General features: G+C 73.6%; 19 protein-coding genes. 13 read left to right on the top strand and 6 right to left on the bottom strand.

Annotated elements, in window-relative coordinates:
* Positions 1-101 precede the first annotated feature (101 nt).
* The 10 genes from JOF41_RS22120 to JOF41_RS22075 all read left to right on the top strand — a co-directional run bounded on the left by JOF41_RS22120 (position 102) and on the right by JOF41_RS22075 (position 15,553).
* On the top strand, positions 102-755 hold the full coding sequence (locus JOF41_RS22120; protein WP_189223108.1) for a DedA family protein: 654 nt from the start codon (positions 102-104) through the stop codon (positions 753-755).
* 374 nt (positions 756-1,129) lie between these two features.
* On the top strand, positions 1,130-3,985 hold the full coding sequence (locus JOF41_RS38385) for an AfsR/SARP family transcriptional regulator (protein ID WP_307867495.1): 2,856 nt from the start codon (positions 1,130-1,132) through the stop codon (positions 3,983-3,985).
* Between the two features lie 147 nt (positions 3,986-4,132).
* A complete protein-coding gene (locus JOF41_RS22110; RefSeq protein ID WP_189223110.1) occupies positions 4,133-4,285 on the top strand; it encodes a hypothetical protein in 153 nt (50 codons plus the stop codon).
* A 30-nt stretch (positions 4,286-4,315) separates the two neighbouring features.
* Positions 4,316-7,309: a helix-turn-helix transcriptional regulator gene (locus tag JOF41_RS22105; RefSeq protein ID WP_209621674.1), complete on the top strand. Its 2,994-nt coding sequence runs from the start codon at positions 4,316-4,318 to the stop codon at positions 7,307-7,309.
* A 112-nt stretch (positions 7,310-7,421) separates the two neighbouring features.
* Entirely contained in the window at positions 7,422-8,174 is a 753-nt protein-coding gene (locus tag JOF41_RS22100) for an ABC transporter ATP-binding protein (protein ID WP_209621671.1), read from the top strand.
* Positions 8,175-8,177: 3 nt separating this feature from the next.
* A complete protein-coding gene (locus JOF41_RS22095) occupies positions 8,178-10,682 on the top strand; it encodes an ABC transporter permease (protein WP_209621668.1) in 2,505 nt (834 codons plus the stop codon).
* 330 nt (positions 10,683-11,012) lie between these two features.
* Positions 11,013-12,278 (top strand): extracellular solute-binding protein, encoded by a 1,266-nt coding sequence (locus JOF41_RS22090; RefSeq protein WP_209621665.1) that lies wholly within the window; start codon positions 11,013-11,015, stop codon positions 12,276-12,278.
* A gap of 86 nt (positions 12,279-12,364) precedes the next feature.
* Positions 12,365-13,261 (top strand): carbohydrate ABC transporter permease, encoded by an 897-nt coding sequence (locus tag JOF41_RS22085; protein WP_229795418.1) that lies wholly within the window; start codon positions 12,365-12,367, stop codon positions 13,259-13,261.
* Entirely contained in the window at positions 13,258-14,124 is an 867-nt protein-coding gene (locus JOF41_RS22080; protein ID WP_372448491.1) for a carbohydrate ABC transporter permease, read from the top strand. Before JOF41_RS22085 ends, JOF41_RS22080 begins: the two co-directional genes overlap by 4 nt.
* Positions 14,125-14,128: 4 nt before the next feature.
* The gene (locus JOF41_RS22075; RefSeq protein WP_189223115.1) at positions 14,129-15,553 is read left to right on the top strand and encodes a GH1 family beta-glucosidase; all 1,425 of its coding nucleotides are present in this window, start codon (positions 14,129-14,131) and stop codon (positions 15,551-15,553) included.
* A gap of 40 nt (positions 15,554-15,593) precedes the next feature.
* Here JOF41_RS22075 and JOF41_RS22070 read toward each other — a convergent pair whose 3' ends face one another.
* The 4 genes from JOF41_RS22070 to JOF41_RS22055 all read right to left on the bottom strand — a co-directional run bounded on the left by JOF41_RS22070 (position 15,594) and on the right by JOF41_RS22055 (position 18,885).
* A complete protein-coding gene (locus JOF41_RS22070; protein WP_189223116.1) occupies positions 15,594-16,625 on the bottom strand; it encodes a LacI family DNA-binding transcriptional regulator in 1,032 nt (343 codons plus the stop codon).
* 22 nt (positions 16,626-16,647) lie between these two features.
* On the bottom strand, positions 16,648-17,874 hold the full coding sequence (locus JOF41_RS22065; protein WP_209621662.1) for a GNAT family N-acetyltransferase: 1,227 nt from the start codon (positions 17,872-17,874) through the stop codon (positions 16,648-16,650).
* Between the two features lie 82 nt (positions 17,875-17,956).
* On the bottom strand, positions 17,957-18,349 hold the full coding sequence (locus JOF41_RS22060; RefSeq protein ID WP_189223118.1) for a hypothetical protein: 393 nt from the start codon (positions 18,347-18,349) through the stop codon (positions 17,957-17,959).
* Between the two features lie 149 nt (positions 18,350-18,498).
* Positions 18,499-18,885, bottom strand: a complete 387-nt coding sequence (locus tag JOF41_RS22055; RefSeq protein WP_189223119.1) for a hypothetical protein — start codon at positions 18,883-18,885, stop codon at positions 18,499-18,501.
* Positions 18,886-19,425: 540 nt separating this feature from the next.
* On the opposite strand from JOF41_RS22055, the gene JOF41_RS22050 reads away from it, so the two are divergent.
* Positions 19,426-20,418, top strand: a complete 993-nt coding sequence (locus JOF41_RS22050; RefSeq protein ID WP_189223120.1) for an AraC family transcriptional regulator — start codon at positions 19,426-19,428, stop codon at positions 20,416-20,418.
* 100 nt (positions 20,419-20,518) lie between these two features.
* On the opposite strand, the gene JOF41_RS22045 is transcribed toward JOF41_RS22050, so the two are convergent.
* Together JOF41_RS22045 and JOF41_RS22040 are read right to left on the bottom strand one after the other, a co-directional pair.
* On the bottom strand, positions 20,519-22,582 hold the full coding sequence (locus JOF41_RS22045) for a 3-hydroxyacyl-CoA dehydrogenase NAD-binding domain-containing protein (RefSeq protein WP_209621659.1): 2,064 nt from the start codon (positions 22,580-22,582) through the stop codon (positions 20,519-20,521).
* Positions 22,582-23,784 carry an acetyl-CoA C-acetyltransferase gene (locus JOF41_RS22040; RefSeq protein WP_209621655.1) on the bottom strand — a complete coding sequence of 401 codons (1,203 nt, stop codon included), beginning with the start codon at positions 23,782-23,784 and terminating at the stop codon, positions 22,582-22,584. The genes JOF41_RS22045 and JOF41_RS22040 overlap by 1 nt, the downstream gene beginning before the upstream one ends.
* Before the next feature lie 131 nt (positions 23,785-23,915).
* Here JOF41_RS22040 and JOF41_RS22035 point away from each other — a divergent pair, with 131 nt between their 5' ends.
* Together JOF41_RS22035 and JOF41_RS22030 are read left to right on the top strand one after the other, a co-directional pair.
* On the top strand, positions 23,916-25,061 hold the full coding sequence (locus JOF41_RS22035) for an acyl-CoA dehydrogenase family protein (RefSeq protein ID WP_209621652.1): 1,146 nt from the start codon (positions 23,916-23,918) through the stop codon (positions 25,059-25,061).
* The gene (locus tag JOF41_RS22030) at positions 25,061-26,194 is read left to right on the top strand and encodes a CaiB/BaiF CoA transferase family protein (RefSeq protein ID WP_209621649.1); all 1,134 of its coding nucleotides are present in this window, start codon (positions 25,061-25,063) and stop codon (positions 26,192-26,194) included. The genes JOF41_RS22035 and JOF41_RS22030 overlap by 1 nt, the downstream gene beginning before the upstream one ends.
* Positions 26,195-26,529 lie beyond the last annotated feature (335 nt).

Genomic DNA, 26,529 nt, shown 5'->3' with positions numbered 1-26,529 from the left:
AGGGGTGCGGTCAGACTGTGGGCTGATGCGCGGGACCCCGCCGATCCGGTGAACTCACCCGCGGTGATCGATGTCCTGCGACGTGGGGGAGCGACGAAGACATGGCCTTGCTGACCGATGCCCTGGAGGGCCTGGCCGGGCTGCCGCAGCCCGCCGTGCTCGCGGTGACCGGCGCGCTGACCCTGGCCGAGTGCACGCTGGGCGTCGGGTTCCTCGCGCCGGGTGAGAGCGCGCTGCTGCTGGCCGCGACCACGGTGACCAGCGCACCCCGGTTCCTGGTGATGTGGCTGGTGGTCTCGGTGTGCGCGGTGGCGGGCGACAGCATCGGCTACTTCCTGGGCCGCCGCTACGGCGACCGCCTGCGCGAGAGCAAGGTGGTCCGCAAGATCGGCCAGGAGCACTGGGACAAGGCGGGCGCGCTGCTGCGCCGCCGGGGCGCGTGGGCGGTGTTCTGCGCCCGCTTCATGCCCGTGGTGCGCACCCTGGTGCCCGCGTCGGCGGGCGCGTCGAAGCTGGAGTACCGGCGGTTCCTGCCCGCCTCGATCGCGGGCGCGGTGGCGTGGTCGGCGCTGCACATCGGGATCGGGTCGGCCGCGGGCGCCTCGGCCAAGTACATCGAGTCCGTCTTCAACGGGGTGATGTGGGTGCTGATGGCCCTCGCGGTCGCCATCGGCGCGGTGGTCGTGCTGCGCAAGCGGCGCAAGGCCGCCGCCGAGGTGCGCCCGGAGCCCAGGGAGCTGGAAGAGGTCGCCTGAGCGCGACGGCCGAAGGGGCCGTGACCGGGAGGTTCGGGTTCCCGGTCACGGCCCCTTCGGCTGGGGGAGGGCAAAGGACGAGGGCCACCCCCTACCGGGTGGCCTTCCTCCTGTTGCGGGGACGAGGGCGGGCCGGCGTTCCGCCGCCGCGGGCTGGATGCCCCTTGCACGCCGGCCTGCCCCCGTCGTTCAGGGAGAGCAGCGGGTGTTCCGCTGTCTGGTCCAACCTTCCCCACCGGGGTTTGCCCTGTGTGGTTGGTCGGACACGCTTAGCCTAAGAATGCGGCTACAGCCCGACTGGAGTCGCACTGAAGTGATCTCTAGGCTGCGTTGTGCCGCCGGGTTGGCGGCGACCTTCGGCGAAGGATCGATCGGTGGGGTACGACGGCGGGGAGCCCGTGCGGTTCGAGGTGCTCGGCCTTCTCCGGGTGGTGCGCGGCGGGGTCGAGGTCGACCTCGGCGCGGCCAAGCAGCGCGCGGTGCTGGCGGTGCTGCTGCTGGCCCGCAACACCCCGGTCAGCCGTGACCAGATCATCGACGCGGTGTGGGGCGAGGCCGCGCCCAGCAGCGCGGTCAACCTCGTGCAGACCTACGTCGCCGGGTTGCGCCGCGCGCTGGAGCCCAGCCGGGCCCGCCGCGCCCCGGCCGAGCTGCTGACCTCGGTCGGCGACGGCTACCTGCTGCGGGCCGCGCCCGCCTCGGTGGACCTGGACGTGTTCGAGCAGCGGGTGGCCGCGGCGGCGCGGCTGCGCGGCGCGGGCGAGCTGGTGGCCGCGGCGGCCGAGCTGGACCAGGCGCTGGCGCTGTGGCGGGCCGAGCCGCTGGGCGGGGTGGCCGGGCTGTTCGCCGAGGTGGAGCGGGGCAGGCTGGTCGAGCGCAGGCTGGCCGCCCAGGAGGAGCGGGCCGAGCTGCTGCTGCTGATCGGTCGCGGCGCGGAGCTGGTGGGGGAGCTGACCGCGTTGGTCGGCGAGCACCCGCTGCGCGAGCGGGGCCACGGCCTGCTGATGCGCGCGCTGTGCCAGGCCGGGCGGCAGGCCGAGGCGCTGGCGGTCTACCGCGACGCCCGCCAGGTGCTGGTCGACGAGCTGGGCGTGGAGCCGGGCCCGGAGCTGCGCAGGCTCCAGCAGGCGGTGCTCTCCGGCGAGGACCTGGAGCCCGCCGGGTCCCGGCCCGCGGCGCTGCCCACGGCCCTGCCCGAGCCGGAGCCGCCACGCCCGGCCACGCCCGCGCAGCTGCCCCGCGCGCCGGTCTCGCTGATCGGCCGCGACACCGAGCTGCAGCGGCTGGACGCGCTGCTGGCCGAGTACCCCGACGGCGGGCTGGTGGTGGTGGTCACCGGGGCCGCGGGGGTGGGCAAGACGGCGCTGGCGCTGCACTGGGCGCACCGGGTCCGCGACGGCTTCCCGGACGGCCAGCTCTACGTGGACATGCAGGGCTACGACCCGAACCGGGAACCGCTTTCCGCGGGCGAGGTGCTCAACCGGTTCCTGCGCACGCTGGGCGTGCCGTCGGCGGACATCCCGGTGACCGTGGAGGAGCGCTCGGCGCTGTTCCGCACCATGGTCGCGGACCGGCGGGTGCTGGTGATGCTGGACAACGCGCGCGGCTCCACCGAGCTGATGGCGCTGCTGCCCGGCTCGCCCTCGTGCGTGGTGGTCACCAGCAGGCGCAGGCTGGTCGGCCTGGTCGCGCACGCCGACGCGCGGCTGGTCGAGCTGGACATGCTGGACCGGGACGCGGCGGTGGAGGTGCTCGGCCGGGTCGCGGGCAGGGAGACCACCGAGGTCGACGCGCTGCGCAGGCTGGCCGTGCTGTGCGACGGGCTGCCGCTGGCGCTGCGCATCGCCGCCGCCCGGCTGGCCGGGTCGCCGTCGCTGCGGGTGGCCGAGCTGGTGGCCGAGCTGGACGACGAGCACGGCAGGCTGGCCGCGCTGGGGCTGGAGGACGAGGACTCCACGGTGCGGGCGGCGCTGGACGCCTCCCGCCGCGCGCTGCCGCCGCTGCCCGCCCGGCTGCTGGCGCTGCTGGGCCTGCACCCCGGCCCGGACGTCACGCCGTTCGTGGTCGCGGCCATGGCGCGGGTGCGGGTGTCGGAGGCGCAGCGCGCCCTGGACGCGCTGACCGCGGCGAACCTGCTGTCGGTCAACGAACCCGGCCGCTACGGCGCGCACGACCTGGTGCGCGTCTACACCCGGACGCTGGCCGCGGAGCTGACCGGGCCGCAGCGGCACGAGGCCACCAGCCTGATGCTGGACTTCTACCTGCACTGCGCGGACCTGGCCGACGGCCTGCTGCCGGTGGGCCGGGGCAGCGTGCGGGTGGCGCCGGTGCACGTGCCCGCGGAGGTGCCGAGGCTGACCGGGGCGGCCGAGGCCACCGCGTGGCTGGACGCCGAGCAGACCAACCTGGTCGCCGCCGCCGAGCTGGCGGGCGCGGGGGAGGACCGGGCGTGGCTGGTGCACGCCTGGCAGCTGCCCTACACGCTGTCGCGCTTCTTCTGGCTGCGCACCGACCGGTCGACCTGGCTGCGCACCACCGAATCGGCGCTGCGCGCGGCCACCGCGCTGGGCGACCCGGAGGCGCGGTTCGTGATGCTGTTCAACCTCGGTGTGGCGCTGACCCAGTCCGACCGGTCCGAGGAGGCGCTGGAGCGGCTGCGCGAGGCGCTGGAGGTGGCGCGCTCCAGCGGCGACGTCAACGGACTGGCGCGCACGCTGACCACGGTCGCGGACACGCTGCAGACGCTGGGCCGGATGGCCGAGTCCGAGGCGTACTACCGGGAGGCGCTGGAGGTCAGCCGGGCGGCCGGGTCGCGCTGGGCGGAGGCCAACGCGCACCACAACCTCGGGCTGCTGTACCGCTCGACGCGGCGCTACGCGGAGGCCAAGACCTGGTTGCGCGCGGCCGTGGAGATGTACCAGGAGGTCGGCGAGCAGTGCGGCGAGTCGATGTGCCACACCGACCTGGCCTCGGTGCTGCTGGAGTCCGGTGAGCTGGCCGACGCCGCGCTGGCCGCGCGGACCGCGCTGTCGGTGGCCTCGGCCGCGGCCAGCCCCTACCACCAGGCGGTGGCCCACGACCGGCTGGCGACGGTGTTCGACCGGCAGGGCGCGGCGGGCGCGGTCGCGCACTGGCAGCGCGCGCTGGCGCTGTTCACCGAGCTGAACGCGCCGGAGGCGGACGAGGTGCGGGAACGGCTGGCCAGGGTGCGCGCGGTGGCCGCCAGCTGAGCCCTTACCCGCGCGGCGGTCACCCCTTACGGCGCGGGCTGAGGGGATCGGCGCGGGAACGCGCGTGACTTCCCGATGTCGGGCCCCCGGCCTCAGGACGACTCTCAGCGTCACCGGATGAAGTGACGCTGATGAGGAGACGAAGCCGTGGAATGGACTGTGGAAGCCCTGAAGGCAGAGGTCGACTACCGGCAGGCCGCGTTGCTCGCGGACGCCGCCCACACCCGCGCGGAGCGCCGCGCGGGCACGTCGAAGCGCGCGTGGTGGCGCTGGTCCACGCACCGCAGGGAAGGCCGATAACGGCTCCCGCGCGACCTGAGGTGTGCGAACATGCCACCCGTGACGCGCCTGGGCTCCGGAATCCCGCTGGTCGCGCGGGATCGGGAGATGGCGGTCCTGCGGGCCGCGCTGGACGAGGCCGCGCGCGGCACCGCGGGCGCGGTGCTGCTCGGTGGCGACGCCGGTGTCGGCAAGACCCGCCTGGTCGACGAGCTGACCTCGGCGGCGGGCGAGGCGCTGGTGCTCACCGGGCGCTGCCTGGACGTGGGCGGGAGCGGCTTGCCGTACCTGCCCTTCACCGAGGCGCTCGGGCAGGTGCGGCAAGCCGGTCTGCTCGACGTGGCGGCCCGGCCCGCGCTGGGCAGGCTGCTGCCGGAGCAGGCGCTGCCGGTGGAGCGCGAGGCGGGTCGGGACGTCTTCGGCCCGCCCTCCCCGCTGCTGGGGCGCGGGCCGGAGCAGGACGCGGGCCAGCTCCAGCTGTTCGACGCGGTGTTCGGGCTGCTGGACGAGCTGGCCCAGCGGCGGCCCGTGCTGCTGGTGCTGGAGGACCTGCACTGGGCCGACGCCTCCACCCGCTACCTGCTGTCGTTCCTGCTCTCGCGGTTGCGCGGGCAGCGGCTGCTGGTGGTGGCCAGCTACCGCTCCGACGACCTGCACCGGGCGCACCCGCTGCGCCCGCTGCTCAACGAGCTGGTGCGGCTGCCCGCCGTGCGGCGGCTGGACCTGCCCCCGCTGGACGCGGCCGCCGCGCGGGCGTTCGTCGGCGCGCTGGCCGAGGACCTGCCCGAGGACGTGGTGCGCGAGGTCGCCGAGCGCTCCGACGGCAACCCGTTCTTCGCCGAGGAGCTGGTCGCGGTCGCCACTTCCGGCTCCGGCCTGCCGTGGACGCTGACCGAGGTGCTGCTGGCGCGCATCGAGCGGCTGGCCCCGCGCACCCAGCACGTGCTCCGGGTGGCCTCGGTCGGCGGGCGCTCGGTGCGCCACGACCCGCTGCGCGACGTGGCCGCGCTGGACGACGCGGAGCTGGACGCGGCGCTGCGCGAAGCGGTGCAGCACCACGTGCTGGTGGTGGACCGCGACGAGGTCTACACCTTCCGGCACGCGCTGCTGCGCGAGGCCGTCTACGCCGACCTGCTGCCGGGCGAGCGGGTGCGGCTGCACGCCGCCTACGCCGACCGGCTGGCCGCGCCGTCCGCCGACGGGAGCGCGGGCCGGGGCACGGCGGCGGCGCTGGCGCACCACAGCCTGGAGAGCCACGACCTGCCCCGCGCCCTGCGCGCGTCGGTCGCCGCCGCGCAGGAGGCGCAGGCCGGTGGCGCGCCCGCCGAGGCGCTGCGGCACCTGGAGCGGGCGCTGGACCTGTGGCACGCGGTGCCGCCGGAGCACCGCCCGGCCGGGGTGGGGGAGCTGGTGCTGCTGCGTCGCGCCTCGTGGGCCGCGGGCACGGCGGGGCAGCCCGAGCGGGCGATCGCGTTCGCCCGGCGCGGCACGGAGCTGGTCGACCCGGCGGACCCGGAGGACGCCGCGGAGACCTGGCGGCGCTTGGCGCAGGCGCTGCAGGTCCTCGACGGCACCGACGAGGAGCGGCGGCGGGCCATCGAGCAGGCGTGGCGGCTGGTCCGCGACCGGCCCGCCAGCCCGTCCCGCGCCTGGGTGCTGGCGGTGTGGGCGGCCTCGCTGCGGCAGGAGCGCGCGTACGCCGAGGCCCGCGAGCGCGCCGAGTGCGCGGTGCGCGACGGCCGGGCCAGCGGCGCGGACTCGGCCGTGGCGGACGCGCTGTGCACGCTGGGGCTGCTGGACGAGGCGGCGGGCGAGGTGGTGGCCGCGCGCGAGCACCACACCGCCGCGGTGGCGTGCGCGGCGGGGTGCCAGGCGGTCAACACCGAGCTGCGCGCCCGCTACTTCCTGGGCGTGAACCACTACGACAGCGGCGACCTCGCCGGGGCCGCGAAGGTCTTCGACGAGGGCGTCGACCGGGCCGGGGCGACCGGCATGACGTGGAGCTCCTACGGGCTGGAGCTGCGCATCCTGCAAGTGCTGACCCGGTACCACCTGGGTGACTGGGACGGCGCGGTGAGCGCGGCCGAGCCGCCGGGGCTGCGCGTGTCGGGCACCGTCTCCGCCCGGCTGGCCGCCGCGGGCAGCCACCCGGTGGTCAGCCGAGGCGAGTTCGACCGGGCCGAGCGGCTGCTGGCCGAGCTGCGCGGCGACTGGCACCGCGACCTGCAGATCGCGCTGATCACCGGCGGCACCGGCGCCGAGCTGGCGCTGTGGCGCGGGCAGCCGGAGCGGGCCGTGCGGTGGGCCGTGGAGGCGGTGGAGTGGGCCCAGCGCGAGGGCGGTCCGTGGGCGCTGGCGGGCATCCGGCTGGGGGCGCTGGCCGTGGCCGGTCACGCGGAGCTGGCCGCTCGGGCGCGGCGCGGCCGGGACGTGGCCGCCGAGCGGGAGGCCGTGCGGGCCGGTCGGGAGCTGGCCGCCCACGTCCGCGCCACGGCCGAGCGGGGGCTGCCGCGCACCGGGACGCTGGGGCCGGAGGGGCGGGCGTGGCTGGCCCGCGCGCTGGCCGAGGAGAGCGGGCTGGCCGGGGCTGGCGACCCGCAGCTGTGGCGGGCGGCGGTCGACGGGTTCGGCTACGGCTCGCTGTTCGAGCAGGCGGTGTGCCGGTGGCGGCTGGCCGAGGCGCTGCTGGCCGCCGACCGGCGGGACGAGGCGGTGGCGCAGCTGCGGGCGGCGCACGAGGTGGCGGAGCGGCTGGGGGCGCTGCCGCTGCGCGACGCGGTGCGCGCGGCGGCCAGGCGGGCGCGGGTCCTGCTGGGGGACCAGCGCGAGCGCGTCGACCCGCTCACCCCCAGGGAGCGCTCGGTGCTGGCGCTGGTGGCGCTCGGGCGCACCAACCGCGAGGTCGGCGAGGAGCTCTACATCAGCGAGAAGACCGTCAGCGTGCACCTGAGCCGGGTCATGGCCAAGCTGGGCGCGGGCAGGCGTGCCGAGGCGGTGGCGATCGCCTACGAGCGGGGCCTGCTGGATCAGCTACCGGGGGACTAGTCGGGATCATCCTGTGGTCTGACCGCGAAGCCGACGGCGAGGCGACGCCCGCGCACGTCCCCGGTCCCTAGCTTTCTCGGTGTCCGCAGAACCGGGAGATGAGGAGCAGGGGATGTCCGCAGTGGTGTCCGACGTCGGGACCCGCACCGCCGTGGCGGCGGCGGAGCTGGTCAAGGTCTACGGCAAGGGCGACACCGCGGTGCGGGCGCTCGCCGGGGTCAGCGTGTCCTTCCAGGCCGGGCGGTTCACCGCCATCATGGGGCCGTCCGGCTCCGGCAAGTCCACCCTGATGCACTGCCTGGCCGGGCTGGACGCGGTGGACAGCGGCACCGTCCACATCGGAGGGACCGAGATCACCGGCCTGGGCGACAAGGAGCTGACCAAGCTGCGCCGCGACCGCGTCGGGTTCGTCTTCCAGGCGTTCAACCTGCTGCCCACGCTGAGCGCGGAGCAGAACATCCTGCTGGGCCTGGAACTGGCGGGCCGCAAGCCGGACAAGCAGTGGTTCGACACCATCGTCGACGTGCTGGGGCTGCGGGACCGCTTGAAGCACAAGCCCTCCGAGCTCTCCGGCGGCCAGCAGCAGCGGGTGGCGTGCGCCCGCGCGCTGGTGGCGCGGCCGGACGTGGTCTTCGCCGACGAGCCGACCGGCAACCTGGACTCGCGCTCGGGCGCGGAGGTGCTGGACTTCCTGCGCATGTCGGTGCGCAAGCTGGGGCAGACGGTGATCATGGTGACGCACGACCCGGTCGCCGCCTCCTACGCCGACCGCGTGGTGCTGCTGGCCGACGGCAAGCCCGCGGGCGAGATCGACAAGCCGACCGCCGACTCGGTGCTGTCCGCGCTGAAGCACCTGGGAGCCTGATCGATGCTGCGCACCATCATCGCGGGCCTCAAGGCCCGCACGGCGCGACTGGTGCTGTCCTCCATCGCCATCGCGCTCGGCGTCGCGTTCGTTACCGGCACCCTGGTGCTCGGCGACGCGATGGCGGCCAGCCTGCGCGACGAGTTCGCCAAGAACGCCCGCGGCATCGACGTCGGCGCCGGCCCAGGGGACAACCCCAACCCGCGCGGCATCACCCAGGAAACCCTTGAGGCGGTGCGGAAAACGCCCGGCATCGCGGGCGCCGACGTGCGGATGCAAACCTCGGTCCCGCTGCTGGGCGGCGACGGCAAGGCGCGACCCGCCTCGGTCGACAGCCTGGCGAGCACGCCGGAGCTGCGCGAGTTCGACCTCGTCGAGGGCCGGTTCCCCGACGGCGCGGGTGAAATCGCGGTCGACGTGCGCACGCTGACCTCGGCCAAGCTCGCCATCGGGCAGCGGATCACCCTGCTGGGCGAGGGCGAGCGGAAGCACGAGTACACGCTGGTGGGCACCTACCGCCAGGGCGCGAGCCCGCTGTCGGTCGGCGGCTACGAGCACGTCGTGCTGCCGCCCGAGCAGATCCGGGTGGTCAGCCCCGACGAGGTGCCCTACGGGCTGGTCGCCACCGCCGCCGCCGGGGTCTCCCAGCAGCAGGCGGCCGACAGCGTCCGCCAGGTCCTCGGCGAGCAGGGCTTCGAGGTCAAGACCGGTGAGCAGCTGACCGCCGAGTCGCTGGCGTCGATCAACTCCAGGGCGGCCGAGTTCACCTCGGTCCTGCTGGCGTTCGCGGTGATCGCGCTCGTGGTCGCCGCCATGGTCATCTACAACACCTTCACCATCCTGGTCGCCCAGCGCACCAGGGAGCTGGCGCTGATGCGCTGCGTGGGCGCCAGCCGGGGCCAGGTCTTCCGCAGCGTGCTGGCCGAGGCCGCGGTCATGGGCCTGGTGGCCTCGGTGCTCGGCCTGCTGGGCGGGATCGGCGTCTCCGCCGGGCTGCAGAAGATCATCTCCTCCATCGACGGCAGTGACGCGGAAGTCCTGCTGCCGCTGGCCCCCACCACCGTGCTGGCCGCGTTCGGCGTCGGTGTGCTGGTGACCGTGCTGGCCGCGGTGCTGCCCGCCCGCAAGGCGACCTCGGTGCCGCCGGTGGCCGCGCTGCGCAGCCAGCCCGACAGCGGGGACGAGGTCGCCCGCACCGGCCTGCTGCGCACGCTGTCCGCGGTGCTGCTGGTCCTGGTCGGCCTGGGCGGTGTGGTGCTGGGCCTGCGGATGCAGGACGAGGAGGCCGCGATGATCATCGCGGGCGCGGGCACGATGGCGCTGCTGGGCGCGGCGGTCGTGCTGGGGCCGCTGCTGGTCGGCCCGGTCAACCGGGTGCTCGGCGTGCTGCCCAGGGCGCTGTTCGGCGTCCCGGCCAAGCTGGCCTCGGCCAACGCGGGCCGCAACCCCAAGCGCACCGCGGCGACCACCGCCGCGCTGATGATCGGCGTGACCATCGTGGCCACCGTGACCGTGGTGGCCACCAGCGCCAAGGAGACCGCCAACGCGCAGGTGGACGAGCGCTTCCCGGCGGACTACACGGTCAACTCCGCGGTGTTCGACCGGATGCTGCCGCGCCAGTTGGCCACCGACCTCGCCGCGCTGCCCGAGGTCGCCCGCGTGGCGCCGACGGTCACCGTGTACGGCAGGGGCAGCTACTTCACCGGTGTGCCCAAGGACGCGCTGGGCGACCTGGTGCGGCTGAAGGTGGAGTCGGGCTCGCTGGACGCGCTGGGCGAGGGCAAGATCGCCCTCAGCGCCCAGTACGCCAAGCGGGAGGGCCTGTCGGTGGGCGACACCGCGGTGGTGTCGGTGCTCGACGGCGACTCCACCACGCTGTCGGTGGTCGCCGTGGTCAGCGGGCAGAACCTGGCCAACGGCATCATGACGCTGGAGACCGCGACCGGGGTTGACCCGAAGCTGGACGGCTACGAGTCGATCATGGTCAAGCTCAAGCCGGGGGTCGCCGACGGTCGTGCGGCGGTGGAGAAGGTCGCCGACACCTCGCCGCTGGCCGTGGTCGACAGCGCCGCCGAGACCAAGGCGCAGCTGAGCTCCCAGCTGGACCAGGTGCTGGCGTTCGTGTGGGCGCTGATCGGCCTGGCCGTGGTGATCGCGCTGTTCGGCATCGCCAACACGCTGACCCTGTCGGTGCTGGAGCGCACCAGGGAATCGGCGCTGCTGCGCGCGCTGGGCCTGACCAGGGGGCAGTTGCGGCTGATGCTGGTGGTGGAATCGATCCTGATGGCGCTGATGGGCGCGGCGCTGGGGCTGGTGCTGGGCATCGGGTTCGGCTGGGTGCTCATCGAGGCGATCGGCAACGACGACATGGACGTGGCGTTCACCGTCCCGTTCGACCAGATCGGCGTCATGCTCGCGGCCGCGGTGATCGCTGCGGTGGTCGCCGCCGCGCTGCCCGCCCGCCGCGCGGCCCGGACCTCCGTCGTCGCGGGCATGGCCGAAGCCTGACCCCGTCGGCAAGTACCACCCGCCCCCTCCCACGGGGCCGCTAACCACCACCTGACATCGAGATCCGGGGTGGGTGAGCGTTTTCCCGCTCACCACCCCGGATTTTTCTCTGTGACCCACGTCGCATCGCGCCCGCGCGTCCCATACGCGCCCGCGGGCCCTCTAACCGGGTGCGGGGTGGCCCGGGCGAGGGCCGGGCCACCCCGTCCGCAAAAGTTACGAACCGGTGTCGACCACACGTCTTCCGCTTGACACCCCCGCCCCTCGCCACGACCGTGAGAGCGCTCTCATGCATCGGGCGAGGTCCGGTGGGCGCGTCGAGGAGGACGGATGAGCAGGACTCGGGTCAGCAAGGCGGTCGCGATCGCCTTGGCGGCGACCGCAGCGGCGGCTTGCGGGGGAGGTGGAGCCGGGGACGACGGGAAGATCAAGCTCTCCATCGGCCTCTTCTCCGACTTCGGGTACGACAACCTGATCAAGGAGTACCAGGCCGCGCACCCCGGCATCGAGATCGAGCAGCGCAAGGTCAAGATGGAGCAGCACCACACGCAGCTGGCCACCCAGCTGGCCGGTGGGCGCGGCGCCGCGGACATCGTGGCCATCGAAGAGGGCAACATCGCCCAGTTCCGCCAGTCCAAGGACAAGTTCGTCAACCTGGCCGACTACGGCGCCAAGGAACTGGAAAGCCAGTGGACCCCCTGGAAGTGGGCCCAGGGCACCGACGGCGACTTCGTGCTGGGCCTGGGCACCGACATGGGCAGCCTCGCCCTGTGCTACCGGCGCGACCTGTTCGAGGCCGCCGGGCTGCCCACCGACCGCGAGGCGGTCGGCAAGCTGTGGCCGACCTGGGAGGACTACGTCAAGGTCGCCGACCAGTTCACCGCCAAGAAGCCCGACGTCAAGTTCGTCGACGCCGCGCAGAACGTCTTCAAGGCCGCCCTCGACCAGACCGAGGAGGGCTACTTCGCCAAGGCCGACGACTCCTACATCGCCGACACCAACCCCAAGGTGGCGCAGGCGTTCAAGCTCGCCGCGTCGCTGGGCGAGAAGAAGCAGACCAGCGCGCTCACCCCGTTCAGCCAGGACTGGAACGTCGCGCTGAAGCAGGCTTCCTTCGCCACCACCACCTGCCCGGCCTGGGCGCTGGCGCTGATCAAGGCGGGCGCCGGTGACGAGGCGGCGGGCAAGTGGGACATCGCGGCCGCGCCCGGTGGCGGCGGCAACTGGGGCGGCTCCTTCCTCGCGGTGCCCAAGCAGGGCAAGCACCCCAAGGAGTCCTACGAGCTGGCCAAGTGGCTGACCGCGCCGGAGCAGCAGAAGCGCATCTTCAAGGAGACCGGCAACCTGCCCAGCGAGCCCGCCGCGTTCAAGGACCCCGAAGTCACCGCGACGGTCAACGAGTACTTCAACGCCGCCCCGGTCGGCCAGATCTTCGGCACCTCCGCGGAGAACCTCAAGCCCACCTACCGCGGCACCAAGGACGCCCCGGTCACGCTGGTGTTCAACAACGCCCTCAACCGGGTGGAGACCGGCAAGCAGACCGCCGACGAGGCGTTCCAGCAGGCCCTCGGGGAAGCGCGGGACGCCGCCAAGTGACCGTCGCACCGGCACGGAGCAGCGGGACGGGGACCAAGCGCCCCGTCCCGCCGCCGCGCGCCGCGCGGCAGCCGTGGCGCCTTCGCTTGGGGTGGTGGGACCTGAAGGTCACGCCCTACCTGATCATCGCGCCGTTCTTCGTGGTGTTCGGGATCTTCGGGCTGTACCCGCTGCTCTACACCGCCTGGGTCTCGCTGCACGACTGGCAGCTCATCGACGGCGACCAGGGCTTCGTCGGCCTGGCCAACTACACCGAGCTGCTGGCCGACCAGCACTTCTGGAACGCGCTGGGCAACACCGTCAGCCTGTTCGTGCTCTCCACCTTCCCGCAGCTGCTGGCCGCGCTGGGCCTGGCCGCGCTGCTGGACCGCGGCCTGCGCGGCCGCGCGTTCTGGCGCGCGGGCGTGCTGCTGCCCAACGTCATCTCGGTGGCCGCGGTGGCGCTGGTGTTCGCGCAGCTGTTCGGCCGCGACTTCGGCATCATCAACTTCCTGCTCGGCCTGGTCGGCGTCGACCCGGTCGACTGGCGGGCCGAGACGTGGGCCTCGCACCTGGCCATCAGCTCGATGGTGATGTGGCGGTGGACCGGCTACAACGCGCTGATCTACCTGGCCGCCATGCAGTCGGTGCCCAAGGACATGTACGAGTCGGCGATGCTCGACGGCGCGTCGCGGTGGCGCACCTTCTGGTCCATCACGGTGCCCAGCATCCGACCCACGATCATGTTCACCGCCATCGTGTCCACCATCGGCGGCCTGCAGCTGTTCGTCGAGCCGCAGCTGTTCGACCCCGGCGGCACGGCCACCGGCACCGGCGGCACCGACCGGCAGTTCCAGACGCTGGTGATGTACCTGTACGAGAAGGGCTTCCGGCTCTTCGACGCGGGCTACTCCTCCGCGATCGCCTGGGTGCTCTTCATGATCATCCTGCTGGTGGCGGTGGTCAACTTCACGCTGACGCGGCGCATCGCGTCGAAGGGGTGACGGTCGTGGCCATCGCAACCGCTCGCAGGCCGAGCCGCTTCTCGGTCGCCCACGCGGGCCCGTTCGTCTACGCGCTGCTGGTCGTGGTGCTGCTGGCGTCGGTGTTCCCGCTGTACTACTCGTTCCTGATCGCCAGCAAGGACAACTCCGCGCTGGGCGACGCCGTGCCCTCGCTGGTGCCCGGCGGCAACCTCTTCGAGAACCTGGGCCGGGTCTTCGACACCGTGGACTTCTGGCTGGCCATGCAGAACTCGCTGGTGGTCGCGGGCACCGTGGCGATCAGCAACGTCGTGCTGGGCACGCTGGCCGGGTTCGCCTTCGCGCGCCTGCGCTTCAAGGGCGGCAACGCGCTGTTCCTGGTCGTGGTGGGCACCTCGATGGTGCCCACCCAGCTCGGCGTCATCCCGCTCTACATGCTGATGTCGGACCTGGACTGGTACGGCACGCTGCAAGCGGTCATCGTGCCCGCGCTGATCGGCGCGTTCTCGGTGTTCTGGATGCGCCAGGCGTGCGAGGAGTCCGTGCCCTACGAGCTGATCGAAGCGGCGCGGGTGGACGGGTGCTCGGTGCTGCGCACCTTCTGGCACGTGGCGTTCCCGGCGGTGCGCCCGCAGGCCGCGGTGATGGGCATGTTCACGTTCATGACCGCCTGGAACGACTTCTTCTGGCCGCTGATCGTGCTGGACCCCAACGACAGCCCGACCGTGCAGGTCGCGCTCTCCACGCTGGCCAGCGGCTACTACACGGACTACTCGCTCATGCTCTCCGGCGCGTCGCTCGCGGTGCTGCCGGTCGTCGGGATCTTCATCCTGCTGGCGCGCCAGATCGTCGGCGGCATCATGCAGGGTGCTGTGAAGGGGTGACCACATGACCGCAACCGACCCGGCCACCGAGGTCGGTCAGGACGTCCTGCGCTTCCCGCCGGACTTCCTCTGGGGGGCGGCCACCGCGTCGTTCCAGATCGAGGGGGCCACCACCGAGGACGGCCGGGGACCGTCCATCTGGGACACCTTCGCCGCCACACCGGGCAAGGTGCTGGGCGGCGACACCGGGGAACCGGCCTGCGACCACTACCACCGCTACGCCGACGACGTCGCGCTGATGGCCGAGCTCGGCCTGGCCGCGTACCGGTTCTCGGTGGCCTGGCCGCGCGTCCAGCCCACCGGTTCCGGGCGCGTCGAGCCGCGCGGGCTGGCCTTCTACGACCGGCTGGTGGACTCGCTGCTCGACCGCGGCATCCAGCCCATCGCCACGCTCTACCACTGGGACCTGCCGCAGGGACTGGAGGACCAGGGCGGTTGGCGGTCGCGGGAGACCGCTCACCGGTTCGCCGACTACGCGGCGCTGGTGCACGAGCACCTGTCGGACCGGGTGAAGCTGTGGAGCACGCTCAACGAGCCGTGGTGCTCGGCGTTCCTGGGCTACGGCAACGGCGTCCACGCGCCGGGCGTCGCGGACCCGGCGGCGGCGCTGACGGCGGCGCACCACCTGCTGCTGGGCCACGGCCTGGCGATGCGGGCGATGCGCGCCCAGGCCGGTGACGACCAGCGGTTGTCCATCGTGCTCAACCTGAGCACCGTGCTGGCCGACCGGGACGACGAGGCCTCGCGCGAGGCGGTCCGCAAGGTCGACGGCCTGCAGAACCGGCTGTGGCTGGACGCGGTGATGGGCCGCGGCTACCCGGCCGACGTGCTGGCCGACACCTCGTGGGTGGTGGACTGGGACGGCCTGGTGCGCGACGGCGACCAGGAGGTCATCGGCGCGCCGCTGGACTGGTTGGGGGTCAACTACTACAGCCCCAGCCGCGTCGCGCCCGCGGGCGCGCACGTGGTGACCGACGGGCCGCACCCCGGTCTGCGCGGCGTGGAGCTGCTGCCGCCCAGGGGCGAGCTGACCGGGTTCGGCTGGGAGCAGAACGCCGAGGCGTTCACCGAGCTGCTGGTGCGGCTGGGCACCGAGGCCGCGGGCGTGCCGGTCGTGGTGACCGAGAACGGCTCGGCGTTCCCCGACGTGGTCGACGCCGGCCGCGTCGCGGACCCGGAGCGCACCCGCTACCTGCTCGACCACCTGCGCGCGGTGCACCGGGCGGTGGAGCGCGGCGCGGACGTGCGCGGGTACCTGGCGTGGTCGCTGCTGGACAACTTCGAGTGGGCCGCCGGGTACAGCCAGCGGTTCGGGATCGTGCACGTGGACTACGACACGCAGGTCCGCACGGTCAAGGACAGCGGGCGCGCGCTGGCGCGCGTGATCGACCGCAACGCGGTGCCCGCCGAGGGCTACCAGGTGAGCTGACCGGCGGAGCGGGGCTCCCCTCCCTGCCGGGGAGCCCCGCTCAAGCGCTCTCGCGCCGCACCAGCACCGTCGGCAGCACCTCGCGGCGCGCCCGCACCGGCTCGTCGCGCAGCAGTCGCAGCAGGTGCTCCACCATGTGCCGCACCTGGTCGCCGGTGTCCTGCCGAACGCTGGTCAGCGGCGGCACGGTGTGCGGGGCGATCATCGGGTGGTCGTCGAAGCCCACCACCGCCACGTCGTCGGGAACCCGCTTCCCGGCCTCCCGCAGCGCGTCCAGCGCGCCCGCGGCCATCAGGTCGCTGGCCACGAACACCGCGTCCAGGTCCGGCGCCCGCTCCAGCAGCGCGGCCATCGCGCGCTTGCCGCCCTCGCGGGAGAACCCGCCCTCCTCGGCCAGCAGCGCGGTGGTCTCGTCGTCGGCGCCGGTCGCGGCCCGCCACCCGGCCAGCCGGTCGATCGCGGAGAGCTCGTCCAGCGGCCCGGTGACCGTGCCGATCCGCTTGCGCCCCAACGAGATCAGGTGCTCGGTGGCCAGCGCGCCGCCACCCTGGTTGTCGTGGTCGACCAGGTGCAGCCCGCGCAGCGGGCCCCACGGCCTGCCCGCGTAGACCACCGGCAGCGGCAGCTTGCGCGCGATGGCGGGCAGCCGATCACCCTTGTGCGGCGCGAACATCAGCGCGCCGTCGACGTGCCCGCCCGCCAGGAACCGCTCGGCGCGCGCCTGGTCGCGGGGCGAGTGCACCAGCATCAGCACCATCTGCACGTCCGCGTCGGCCAGCGCCCGCGCGGCGGCGCGGATCAGCCAGGCGAAGTGCGGGTCGTCGAAGATCTTGGGCTCGGGTTCGGAGAACAGCACCGCGACCGCGCCGGTGCGCCGGGTGACCAGCGCGCGGGCGGCCCGGTTGGGCTGGTAGCCCAGCGCGGTGACCGCCGCGGTGACCGCCTCCTGCGCCTCCGGGCTCACCCTGGGGGAGTCGTTGAGCACCCGTGACGCCGTCGCCCGCGAAACCCCGGCCCTGGCCGCCACGTCTTCCAGCGTCGGCCGAGCACCTGGGTGCGATTGGACGGACACGGGCACCACTCCTCGAAGGTCGTCACCGGCCCTCCAGCTTAGCCGCAGGCAAGTGGTTCGGGAGCGGTTCCAGGGCCGGGCCGTGTCTCAGGTCGCACCCTGAATTCCCAGGTATTGGGCGGTTCGCCGACCGCGACGCGGCTTCGGGACTCCCGGCGGTGGAGGGGAGCGGTGCACCGTTATGGGCGACCCCTTCCCCCGGCTCGGGCGGCACGCCCGCCGGGGTGATCGAAACCCGCCGCAGGCCGTCCTCCCGCCGCACCGCGACGTCCAGCCCGGCGCGGTGGGCGGTGCGCACCAGGGCGGTCTCGGCGGGCGGGCACCAGCCGACCAGCTCCCGGTAGCCCGCGGCGCGCGCGGTGCGGGCCAGCTCGGCCAGCAGCGCGGTGCCCACGCCCCGGCCCTGCCAGGCATCCTCCACCAGCAGCGAGACCTCGGCGGTGTCCGGGGTGGCGGTGCGGATCAGCTGGCCCAGCGCCACCACCCGGTCCGCGCACTGCGCCAGCACGGTGGTGCCGCGCGGCGGTTCGAGCAGCCGGTGCAGCCAGCGCCGGGGCACCGTGCGCACCCCGGAGTGGCAGCGGTCGAACAGGGTGCGCATCGAGCAGCGCCCGCGCAGCTCGGCCACGGCCGCCTCGTCGCCCGCGCCGCCGGGGCGCAGCACCAGCGCCACGCCGTCCCCGGTGAGCAGCGCGGTCGGCCGGGGCGCCGCCGCGCCGGTCCGGTCGAGCAGGTCGACCAGCGCCCGCGCGCGGGCCAGCTCGACGCCGGTGAACGGCGCCCAGCCGCGCCGGGCCACCACGGCCACGCCGTTCCCGGCGACCAGGTGGACCTCGTGGCCGCCGGTGGGCGTGTCCGGGAGGACGTCGGTGGCGTGCGGCCGCACGACGACGGAATCGGCCCCCAGCACCGCGCGCAGGGCCTCGCACAGGCCGCCGGGGTCGCGCAGGGCGCCCGCGGCGGCCCGCAGCGCGGCGGTGGGGGCGTCGACCAGGTCGCGCACGTCCGCGGCGGTGATGCCGACGCAGCGCCCGCCTTCGGCGCGGACTTCCTCGACCAGGTCGGCGGGCAGCACTCCCGGCGCCGTCCGCACCACCAGCTCGTCGATCACGCCGCCGGGAACGGGGATGACCGACAGCGCGAGCACGTTGCAGTCCCGGTCGGCCAGCCGGATGGCCACCCTGGCCAGCGTGCCGGGGCTGTCGGCCAGCCGCACGCGCAGCCGCCAGTCCTTCGGTGTGGGGTCCATGCGCCCCAGGGTCACCCCGGCAGGTTGCCACCGGGGTACGCGGGCGTTTCGGCCTGCGACCGCCGGGACGCCGGGGCCGGGGTCACCTCTTGTCGCAACTGGGCGGCGGCAGCGGGTTGAGCGGGCTGCACGGCCAGGCCGCGGTCGTGGTCGACGTGGTCGTCGGGGGAGGTGTGGTGGTCTGCGTGGTGGTCGTGGTGCCCCCGCCGTCCTCCACCGGGGGCGGCGGGGCCGCGGTGGTGGTCCGCTTCCGCGACGTGGTGGTCGTGGTCGGCTGGGTCGAGACCTGGTCCTGCGTGGTGCTGGTCGACGGCGTTGTCGTGGACGACGCCGTCTGGGGTCTGTTCGTGAGCCAGGTCGACGCGGGGGTGTCGGCCTTCTTGTCGTCCACCCCGTCGAGGTACACCCCGATGAGCACACCGGTCAGCGCTGACGCCGCCACGGCGAGGCCGCACGTCGCCCACAGCACCCGCACAGCCGTCCTCCTCGCAGTCCAACGTGAGCGGGTGAACAGTACCGCCCGATGCGCCGATCCCCACCGGCCTGGCCCGCCTGAATCGGGACAACCACCCGTTCACCTCACCACCGCGCACCGAGCCTTGACCGGACGGGTGATCGGCGAGGTCACCGGCGCTGGGCCAGCAGTTGGTCCAGCCGCCGGTCCAGGTCGGCCGACCGGGAGGCGCGGGAGAGCACCAGGCCGGCCCCGGACAGCCCGGCGACCAGGACCGTGCCGGTCATGTGCCAGGTCGGCGCCCCACCCGTACAGGTGAACACGTCCGTGAACTTCTCCGTGGAGCAGGTCACGAACGGTACTGAGCTGAGCCCCACGCTGGCCGCGGCCACGCCGCCGAGCAGAGCCGAGCCGAACGTCCGCATCAACGGGAAGGCGGCGTTCGCGGCGCCCACCGCGGCGATGACGAACAACAGCGGCACCGGGTGCGGGAACGGTCCGAACAACGCACAGCCGAGCATCAGCGCGCCCACCACCACCTGGCCTGTTCGTTCCACGCACCGACCCTAACCCGCGGCGCGGCCCGATCCGCGGATCGCCGTGCCCGGCTCGTCCGCGGGTCGGGCCGGGCCGCACCCCACACGAGCAGCGGCACAGTCATCCGCACGTGCATCGGAACCGGCCCCTCGGATGCGGACCGGTGTTTTTCGCCGTCCATTGCGACCGGTGGAGCGCGCTAACTCCGGAAACACGAAGGTGGTTGTCGTGAACGAAAAGTGCGGATTCGGCCGTCTGCAGTGCCCGCACTGCCCGAAACATTTTCGGAGAGCTTGCGTTAGCGTCGCCGGAACAGCCGGGAAACCTGTCGGAAATATATCGACGATGATGTCCCGAATGGTCTTTTCGTAGTATTGACGTATCTGGTCTAGACCAGATAACGTAGTACTCGCCACACCGGACGCCCCTCGTCGATGGGCGGGCGGATGCCCCATCGACGAGGAAGTCGGCTCACTGGGGTGAGCCACCCGGAGCGGCGGCGCGGAACCTTCTCTCTCCCCACATCGCGCCGCCGCTTCCGGCTGTCACACTGGTCCCCGATGCTCACCCGGACCGTCGCCATCCACTACGTCGCCGCGGCCCTGCGCGGCGCCGCGCGGCACGGCCACGACCTGTCCGCGCTGCTGGCGCGAGCGGGCATCGGCGAGGCGCTGCTCGGCGACGAACGGGCCCGCGTCACCCCCGAGCAGTACACCCGGCTGATCCAGGCGCTGTGGGAAGTCCTCGACGACGAGTTCATGGGACTGGCGCCGCGCCCGAGCAAGCGCGGCACGTTCGCCACCATGTGCCTGCTGGCGGTGCACTGCGCCACGCTGGAAGCCGCGCTGCGCCGCGGGCTGGCCTTCTACGCGCTGTTCGACGTCGAACCCGCGATGGGGTTGGCGGAGGCCGACGGCGTCGCGCGGTTCACCCTGTCCACGGCGGAGCTGGACGATCCCGACCGGTTCCTGGCGGAGTCGCTGCTGGTGCTGTGGCACCGGTTCTCGTCGTGGCTGATCGGCAGGCGCATCCCGTTGCTGGGCCTGGACCTGGCCTACCCCGAACCGCCGCACGCCGCCGAGTACCACCTCATCTTCGGCTGCCCGCTGCGGTTCGACGCGCCCGCGACCGTGCTGCGGTTCGACGCCCGGTTCCTGCGGATGCCGGTGGTGCAGGACGAGGCGGCGCTGCGCCGGTTCCTGCGCAACTCGCCCGCGGAGCTGCTGTCCCGCCGCGACCACGGGGCCGACACCTCCAGCCAGGTGCGGCGGGTGCTGGGCAGCGGTGTGGCGGGGCTGGAGAACGTGGCCGCGCGGCTGGGCTGCAGCGCGCCCACGCTGCGCCGCAAGCTGGCCGCCGAGGGCACGTCGTTCCGCGAGGTGCGCGAACAGCTGCTGCGCGACCAGGCGGTGGCGGCGCTGGTGCGCGGCAGCGAGTCCGTGGAGGAGTTGGCGCTGCGCCTGGGCTTCTCCGAGGCAAGCGCTTTCCACCGCGCCTTCAAGCGCTGGACCGGCAGCAGCCCCGGCGCCTACCGCACCAACCCCACCCGCTGACCCCCGAACCGAGCGTTCGGACACCGCCGTCCCCGCGCCCGGTAGTAGTTACCGGCCAGTGGGAGCGGGCCGGGTAGTACTTGCGGGCGCGGGGAGGGGCTTAGAAGTGCTCGCCCGAGGCGGCGCGCTCGCGCAGTGAGGCGGGCGGGCGGAAGCGCTCGCCGTAGGTGTCGGCCAGGTAGTCCGCCCGCTGCACGAACTCCCCGAGCCCGTAGGAGTTGATGAACTGCGCCGTCCCCCCGCTCCACGGCGCGAACCCGAACCCGAGCACGCTGCCCACGTTGGCGTCGCCGACCGAGGTCAGCACGCCCTCGTCCAGGCACCGCACGGTCTCCAGCGACTGGATGAACAGCAGCCGGTCCTCCACGTCCCGCTCGGTCACCCCGGCGTCCTCGCGCGCGTACCGCGCCAGCCCCGGCCACAGGAACTTCTCGCCGCCCTCCGGGTACTCGTAGAACCCGCCCCCGCCGGACCTGCCGGTGCGGCCCTCGGCGACCAGCTCCTCCAGCACCGCGAACGCCGGGTGGCCGCCCAGCGCGCCGGTCGCGTCCGGGTCGTCGGCCAGCGTCTGGTCGCGGATCTCCAGCTGCAGCGTCAGCGTCACCTCGTCGGACACCGCCAGCGGGCCCACGGCCATGCCCGCCCGGCGCGCCACGTTCTCGATCAGCGCGGGCGGCACGCCCTCGGCGACCATCGACACCGCCTCGGTCACGTAGGTGCCGAACGTGCGCGAGGTGTAGAAGCCGCGGCCGTCGTTGACCACGATCGGCGTCTTGCCGATCCGCCGGGCGTAGTCGAACGCCCGCGCCAGCGTCTCGTCGGAGGTCTTCTCCCCGCGGATGATCTCCACCAGCCGCATCTTCGGCACCGGCGAGAAGAAGTGCAGCCCGACGAACCGGCTCGGGTCGGCCACCGCGTTCGCCAGGCCGGTGATCGGCAGCGTCGAGGTGTTGGACGCGATCACCGCGCCCGGCAGGGCGGCCGACTCCGCCGCGGCCAGCACCTCGTTCTTCAGCTCGCGGTTCTCGAACACCGCCTCGACGACCAGGTCGCAGCCCGCGAGGTCGGCGTAGGAGTCGGTGGGCGTGATGCCGGGCGTGTCACCCGCGCCGCGCCGCGCCGCCTCCAGCGTCACGTCCTTGAGCACCACCTCGACGCCCGCCTTGGCGCTGACCTCGGCGATGCCCGAGCCCATCATGCCCGCGCCCAGCACGCCGACCCTGGTCACCGCCGTGCGGTCCACACCGGACGGACGGGAGCCGCCCGCCTCGATCTCGTTGAGCTGGAACCAGAAGGTGCCGATCATGTTCTTGGCGACCTGCCCGGTGGCCAGCTCCAGGAAGTACCGAGCCTCGATCTTCAACGCCGTGTCGAAGTCCACCAGCGCGCCCTCGACGGCGGCGGCGAGGATCTTCTCCGGGGCCGGGAACGCGCCGTGGGTCTTCTTGCGCAGCACGGCGGGCGCGGCGCTGAGCGTCGAGTACACGCCGGGGTCGCCGAACCTCATGCCCGGCACGGTGTGGCCCTTGACGTCCCAGGGCTGCCGCGGCTGCGGGTTGTCCTTGATCCACGCGCGCGCCTTGGTGATCAGCTCCTCGCGGGAGGACGCCAGCTCGTGCGCGAACCCGGCCCGCACGGCGCGCGCGGGCCGCAGCTGCTTGCCCTCCATCAGCAGCGGCAGCGCGGCCTGCGGGCCCAGCAGCCGCACCAGCCTGGTCACGCCACCGCCGCCGGGCAGCAGGCCCAGCGTGACCTCGGGCAGGCCGAGCCGGATGCGGTCGTCGTCGAGCACCACGCGGTGGTGGCAGGCCAGCGCGATCTCCAGGCCGCCGCCCAGCGCGCTGCCGCCGATCGCCGCGACCACGGGCCTGCCCAGCAGCTCCAAGCGGCGCAGCTGTCCCTTGACCTCCTCCACGAAGCCCAGCGCCTCGGCCGCGTTCTCCCGCGTGATCCCGATGAGCAGCTTCAGGTCGCCGCCCGCGAAGAAGGTCTTCTTCGCCGAGGTCAGCACGACCCCCGCGATGTCGTCGCGCTCGGCCTCCAGCCGGGTCACCGCCGCGCCCATCGCCTGCTGGTACTCGGCGTTCATCACGTTCGCCGAGCCCGACATGTCCATCGTGAGGGTGACGATCCCCTCGTCGTCGCGCTCGTAGTGGATAGCCATCAGACCCTCTCGATGATCGTCGCGATGCCCATGCCGCCGCCCACGCACAGCGTGGCCAGCCCGCGGCGCAGGTCCTGGCGCTCCAGCTCGTCGAGCAGGGTGCCCAGGATCATGCAGCCGGTGGCGCCCAGGGGATGACCCAGCGCGATGGCGCCGCCGTTGACGTTGACCTTCTCGTCGGGCACGCCCAGCTCGCGCTGGAACCGCAGCACCACCGCGGAGAACGCCTCGTTGACCTCGAACAGGTCGATGTCCTCCACGGTCAGCCCGGCGCGGTCGAGGGCCTTGCGGGAGGCGGGGGCGGGACCGGTGAGCATGATGGTCGGCTCGGTGCCGACCACCGCGGTGGCCAGCACGCGCGCCCTCGGCGTCAGGCCGAGTTCGCGGCCCGCCCGCTCGTTGCCGATCAGCACCGCCGCCGCGCCGTCGACGATCTGCGAGGAGTTGCCCGGCGTGTGCACGTGGTGGACGCGCTCGACGGCGGGGTAGCGGTCGATGGCCACCGCGTCGAAGCCCAGCTCGCCGGGGAAGGCGAAGCTCGGCTTGAGCGCGGCCAGGCCCGCCATGGTGGTCTCCGGCCGGATGGCCTCGTCGTGGTCGAGCACGACGGTGCCGTTCTGGTCCACCACCGGCACCAGCGACCGCTCGAAGCGGCCCTTGTCGCGGGCCAGCGTGGCCCGCTGGTGCGAGCGCAGCGCGAAGGCGTCCACGTCCTCGCGGCTGAAGCCCTCCAGCGTGGCGATCAGGTCGGCGCTCACGCCCTGCGGCACGAAGTGGGTGGCCGTGCTGGTCTCCGGGTCGGCCATCCACGCGCCGCCGTCGGAGCCCATCGGCACCCGCGACATCGACTCCACACCGCCCGCCACCACCAGGTCCTCGAACCCGGAGGCCACCTTGGCCGCCGCCAGGTTCACCGACTCCAGGCCGGAGGCGCAGAACCGGTTGAGCTGCACGCCCGCGGGCCGCAGGTCCCACCCGGCCGCCAGCACCGCGGTGCGGGCGATGTCCGCGCCCTGCTCGCCGACCGGCGTCACCACGCCGAACACCACGTCGTCCACCGCCGAGGTGTCCAGGTCGTTGCGCCGCGCCAGCGCCGCCAGCACCCCGGAGGCCAGGGTGATCGGCTTGACGCTGTGCAGCGAGCCGCGCTTCCCCCGGCCCCGCGGCGTGCGCACCGCGTCGAAGATCAAGGCTTCGCTCATGCTCCTCACGGTAGGCAAGCGGGCGCGGCAGGCCCATGACCGGGCGAAGTGACATTTGCGCTCACCATCCCGACGGCAGGCGGTGCGCGTCGGTCATGGCGTTGGGGACCGGCCGGTGGCACCGTCGTGCCATGCCCGCGCGCCGCTCCGCCTGGATGACCGAGGACCTGGACCAGCTCCGGGGGCTGGCCCGCGCGTTCTTCCAGAAGGAGGCGGTGCCCCACCAGCGGCGCTGGGCCGAGCAGAAGCACGTGGACCGCGACTTCTGGACCAAGGCCGGGCAGCTGGGGCTGCTGTGCCTGTCCGTCCCCGAGGAGTACGGCGGGGGCGGCGGCACCTTCGCGCACGAGGCCGTGCTGCTGGAGGAGCAGGCCCGTGCGGGCGACAGCTCCTGGGGAAACAGCGTGCACAGCGGCATCGTGGCGCACTACCTGCTGGCCTACGGCACCGAGGAGCAGAAGCACCGCTGGCTGCCCAAGCTGGCCAGCGGCGAGTACGTGGGCGCGATCGCCATGTCCGAGCCCGGCGCCGGGTCGGACCTGCAGGGCATCAGGACCACAGCGCTGCGCGACGGCGACGACTACGTGGTCAGCGGCTCGAAGACCTTCATCACCAACGGCGGGCAGGCCGACCTGGTGGTCGTGGTGGTCAAGACCGACCCCGCGCTGGGCGCGGCGGGCACCTCGCTGCTGGTGGTGGAGACCGCGCGGGCGCCGGGCTTCCGCCGGGGCCGGGTGCTGGACAAGGTCGGGCTGAAGGGCCAGGACACCGCCGAGCTGTTCTTCGACGAGGTGCGGGTGCCCGCGGCCAACCTGCTGGGTGCGCAGGGGCAGGGCTTCGTCCAGCTCATGCGCCAGCTGCCGCAGGAGCGGCTGATCATCGCGGTGGCGTCGGTGGCGGGCATCGAGGCGGCGGTGGAGCTGACCCTGGCCTACGTCAAGCAGCGCACCGCGTTCGGCCGGGAGCTGATCAAGTTCCAGAACACCCGGTTCACCCTGGCCGAGTGCGCCACGAAGGCCAGGGTGGCCCGCGCCTTCGTCGACGAGTGCGTCCAGCTGCACCTGGCGGGCGAGCTGGACGTGCCCACCGCGGCGATGGCCAAGTGGTGGTCCACCGACGAGCTGTGCGAGGTCGTGGACCGGTGCGTGCAGCTGTTCGGCGGCTATGGCTACATGACCGAGTACCCCATCGCGCGGGCCTGGGCGGACGCGCGCGTGCAGAAGATCTACGGCGGGACGAACGAGATCATGAAGGAAATCATCGCGAGGTCGCTCTAGTGGGCGGGCCGCTGGAGGGGCTGCGGGTGGTCGAGCTGGCGGGGCTGGCGCCCGCGCCGTTCGGCTGCATGGTGCTGGCCGACCTGGGCGCGTCGGTGATCCGGGTGGACCGGGTGGGCGGGGCCGCCCCCGCGGTGCCCGGCGACCCGCTGGGCCGGGGCAGGCGCTCGATCGGCGTGGACATCCGCCACCCGGCGGGCGCGGCGCTGGTGCTGGACCTGGTGGCGCGGGCCGACGCGCTGGTGGAGGGCTTCCGGCCGGGGGTGACCGAGCGGCTGGGCATCGGCCCGGCGCACTGCCTGGCGCGCAACCCCCGGCTGGTCTACGGCCGGATGACCGGCTGGGGGCAGGACGGGCCGCTGGCCGCCCGCGCGGGCCACGACATCAACTACATCGCGCTGGCGGGCGCGCTGGACCCGATCGGGCGGGCGGGCCAGCCGCCGACGGTGCCGCTGAACCTCGTCGGCGACTTCGGCGGCGGCGGGCTGCTGCTGGCGCTGGGGCTGCTGGCCGCGCTGTACGAGCGGGAGCGCTCGGGGCGGGGGCAGGTGGTGGACGCGGCCATGGTGGACGGCGCGGCGCTGCTGACCACGTTCCTGCACGGGATGCGCAACGCCGGGGCGTGGCGGGGCGGCCGGGGGGAGAACCTGCTCGACGGCGGGGCGCCGTTCTACGACGTCTACGCCACCGCCGACGGCGGGCACGTCAGCATCGGCGCGCTGGAGGAGGGGTTCTACGCCGAACTGCTGAGCGTGCTGGGCCTGTCCGAGGACGACGTGCCCAGCAGGCACGACCCGGCGAACTGGCCGGAGCTGCGGCAGCGCATCGCCGAGGTGGTGGCCACCCGGACGAGGGACGAGTGGGCGGCGCTGGCGGAGGGCACGGACGCCTGCCTGGTGCCGGTGCTGGAGCCGGGGGAGGTGCGCGAGCATCCGCACAACGCGGCCCGCGGCGCGTTCGTCGAGGTCGGGGGCGTGCCGCTGCCCGCGCCCGCGCCGAGGTTCGACCGCACGCCCGCCGCGGCGCCGGGCGCGCCGCCCGCCGCGGGGGAGCACACGGACGAGGTGCTGACCGAGCTGGGGCTGGCGGCGGACCGCATCGCGGAACTGCGCGCCGCCGGGGTTGTCGGGTGAGCCGGGAATGGGTGGCGGAAATTCACGGGAAGTATCCAGTAAATGAGAGCAGCCGCCACTGACCGTGGTCACGCTCGGTGCGTGCGCGGCTCATTCGGGTGATCTGCGGCGAAGTTGTGACGATGTCGCGGAACTCCGATGTCCGTGCCGAGGGGGGCGAGCGAGGCGCTCTACCCACGTCATCGGTTCGGTCACCAATGCACTTAATAGTCCGTTCGGGTGATGTGTGGCGCGTGGTGGGCGTGGCTCAGTGCGCAAGCCTGCCGCCGGTCGTGGGATGGGGCGGGTTTGCCGGACGGCGTCCGGGTGAATGGGAGAGCATGTCCGGTGACCCG

The organism is Saccharothrix coeruleofusca (assembly GCF_017876325.1).
Lineage (GTDB): Bacteria > Actinomycetota > Actinomycetes > Mycobacteriales > Pseudonocardiaceae > Actinosynnema > Actinosynnema coeruleofuscum.
The sequence above is the reverse complement of the archived record's forward strand: the minus strand, read 5'-3'. Positions and strand labels throughout refer to the sequence as shown.

Bases quoted from the DNA above. Each gene is read 5' to 3' on its own strand.
- JOF41_RS22035 (WP_209621652.1), top strand. From the start codon at position 23,916: ATGCCCGCGCGCCGCTCCGCCTGGATGACCGAGGACCTGGACCAGCTC.
- JOF41_RS22090 (WP_209621665.1), top strand. From the start codon at position 11,013: ATGAGCAGGACTCGGGTCAGCAAGGCGGTCGCGATCGCCTTGGCGGCG.
- JOF41_RS22050 (WP_189223120.1), top strand. From the start codon at position 19,426: ATGCTCACCCGGACCGTCGCCATCCACTACGTCGCCGCGGCCCTGCGC.
- JOF41_RS22100 (WP_209621671.1), top strand. From the start codon at position 7,422: ATGTCCGCAGTGGTGTCCGACGTCGGGACCCGCACCGCCGTGGCGGCG.
- JOF41_RS22095 (WP_209621668.1), top strand. From the start codon at position 8,178: ATGCTGCGCACCATCATCGCGGGCCTCAAGGCCCGCACGGCGCGACTG.
- JOF41_RS22045 (WP_209621659.1), bottom strand. From the start codon at position 22,582: ATGGCTATCCACTACGAGCGCGACGACGAGGGGATCGTCACCCTCACG.
- JOF41_RS22105 (WP_209621674.1), top strand. From the start codon at position 4,316: ATGCCACCCGTGACGCGCCTGGGCTCCGGAATCCCGCTGGTCGCGCGG.
- JOF41_RS22040 (WP_209621655.1), bottom strand. From the start codon at position 23,784: ATGAGCGAAGCCTTGATCTTCGACGCGGTGCGCACGCCGCGGGGCCGG.
- JOF41_RS22065 (WP_209621662.1), bottom strand. From the start codon at position 17,874: ATGGACCCCACACCGAAGGACTGGCGGCTGCGCGTGCGGCTGGCCGAC.
- JOF41_RS22120 (WP_189223108.1), top strand. From the start codon at position 102: ATGGCCTTGCTGACCGATGCCCTGGAGGGCCTGGCCGGGCTGCCGCAG.
- JOF41_RS22075 (WP_189223115.1), top strand. From the start codon at position 14,129: ATGACCGCAACCGACCCGGCCACCGAGGTCGGTCAGGACGTCCTGCGC.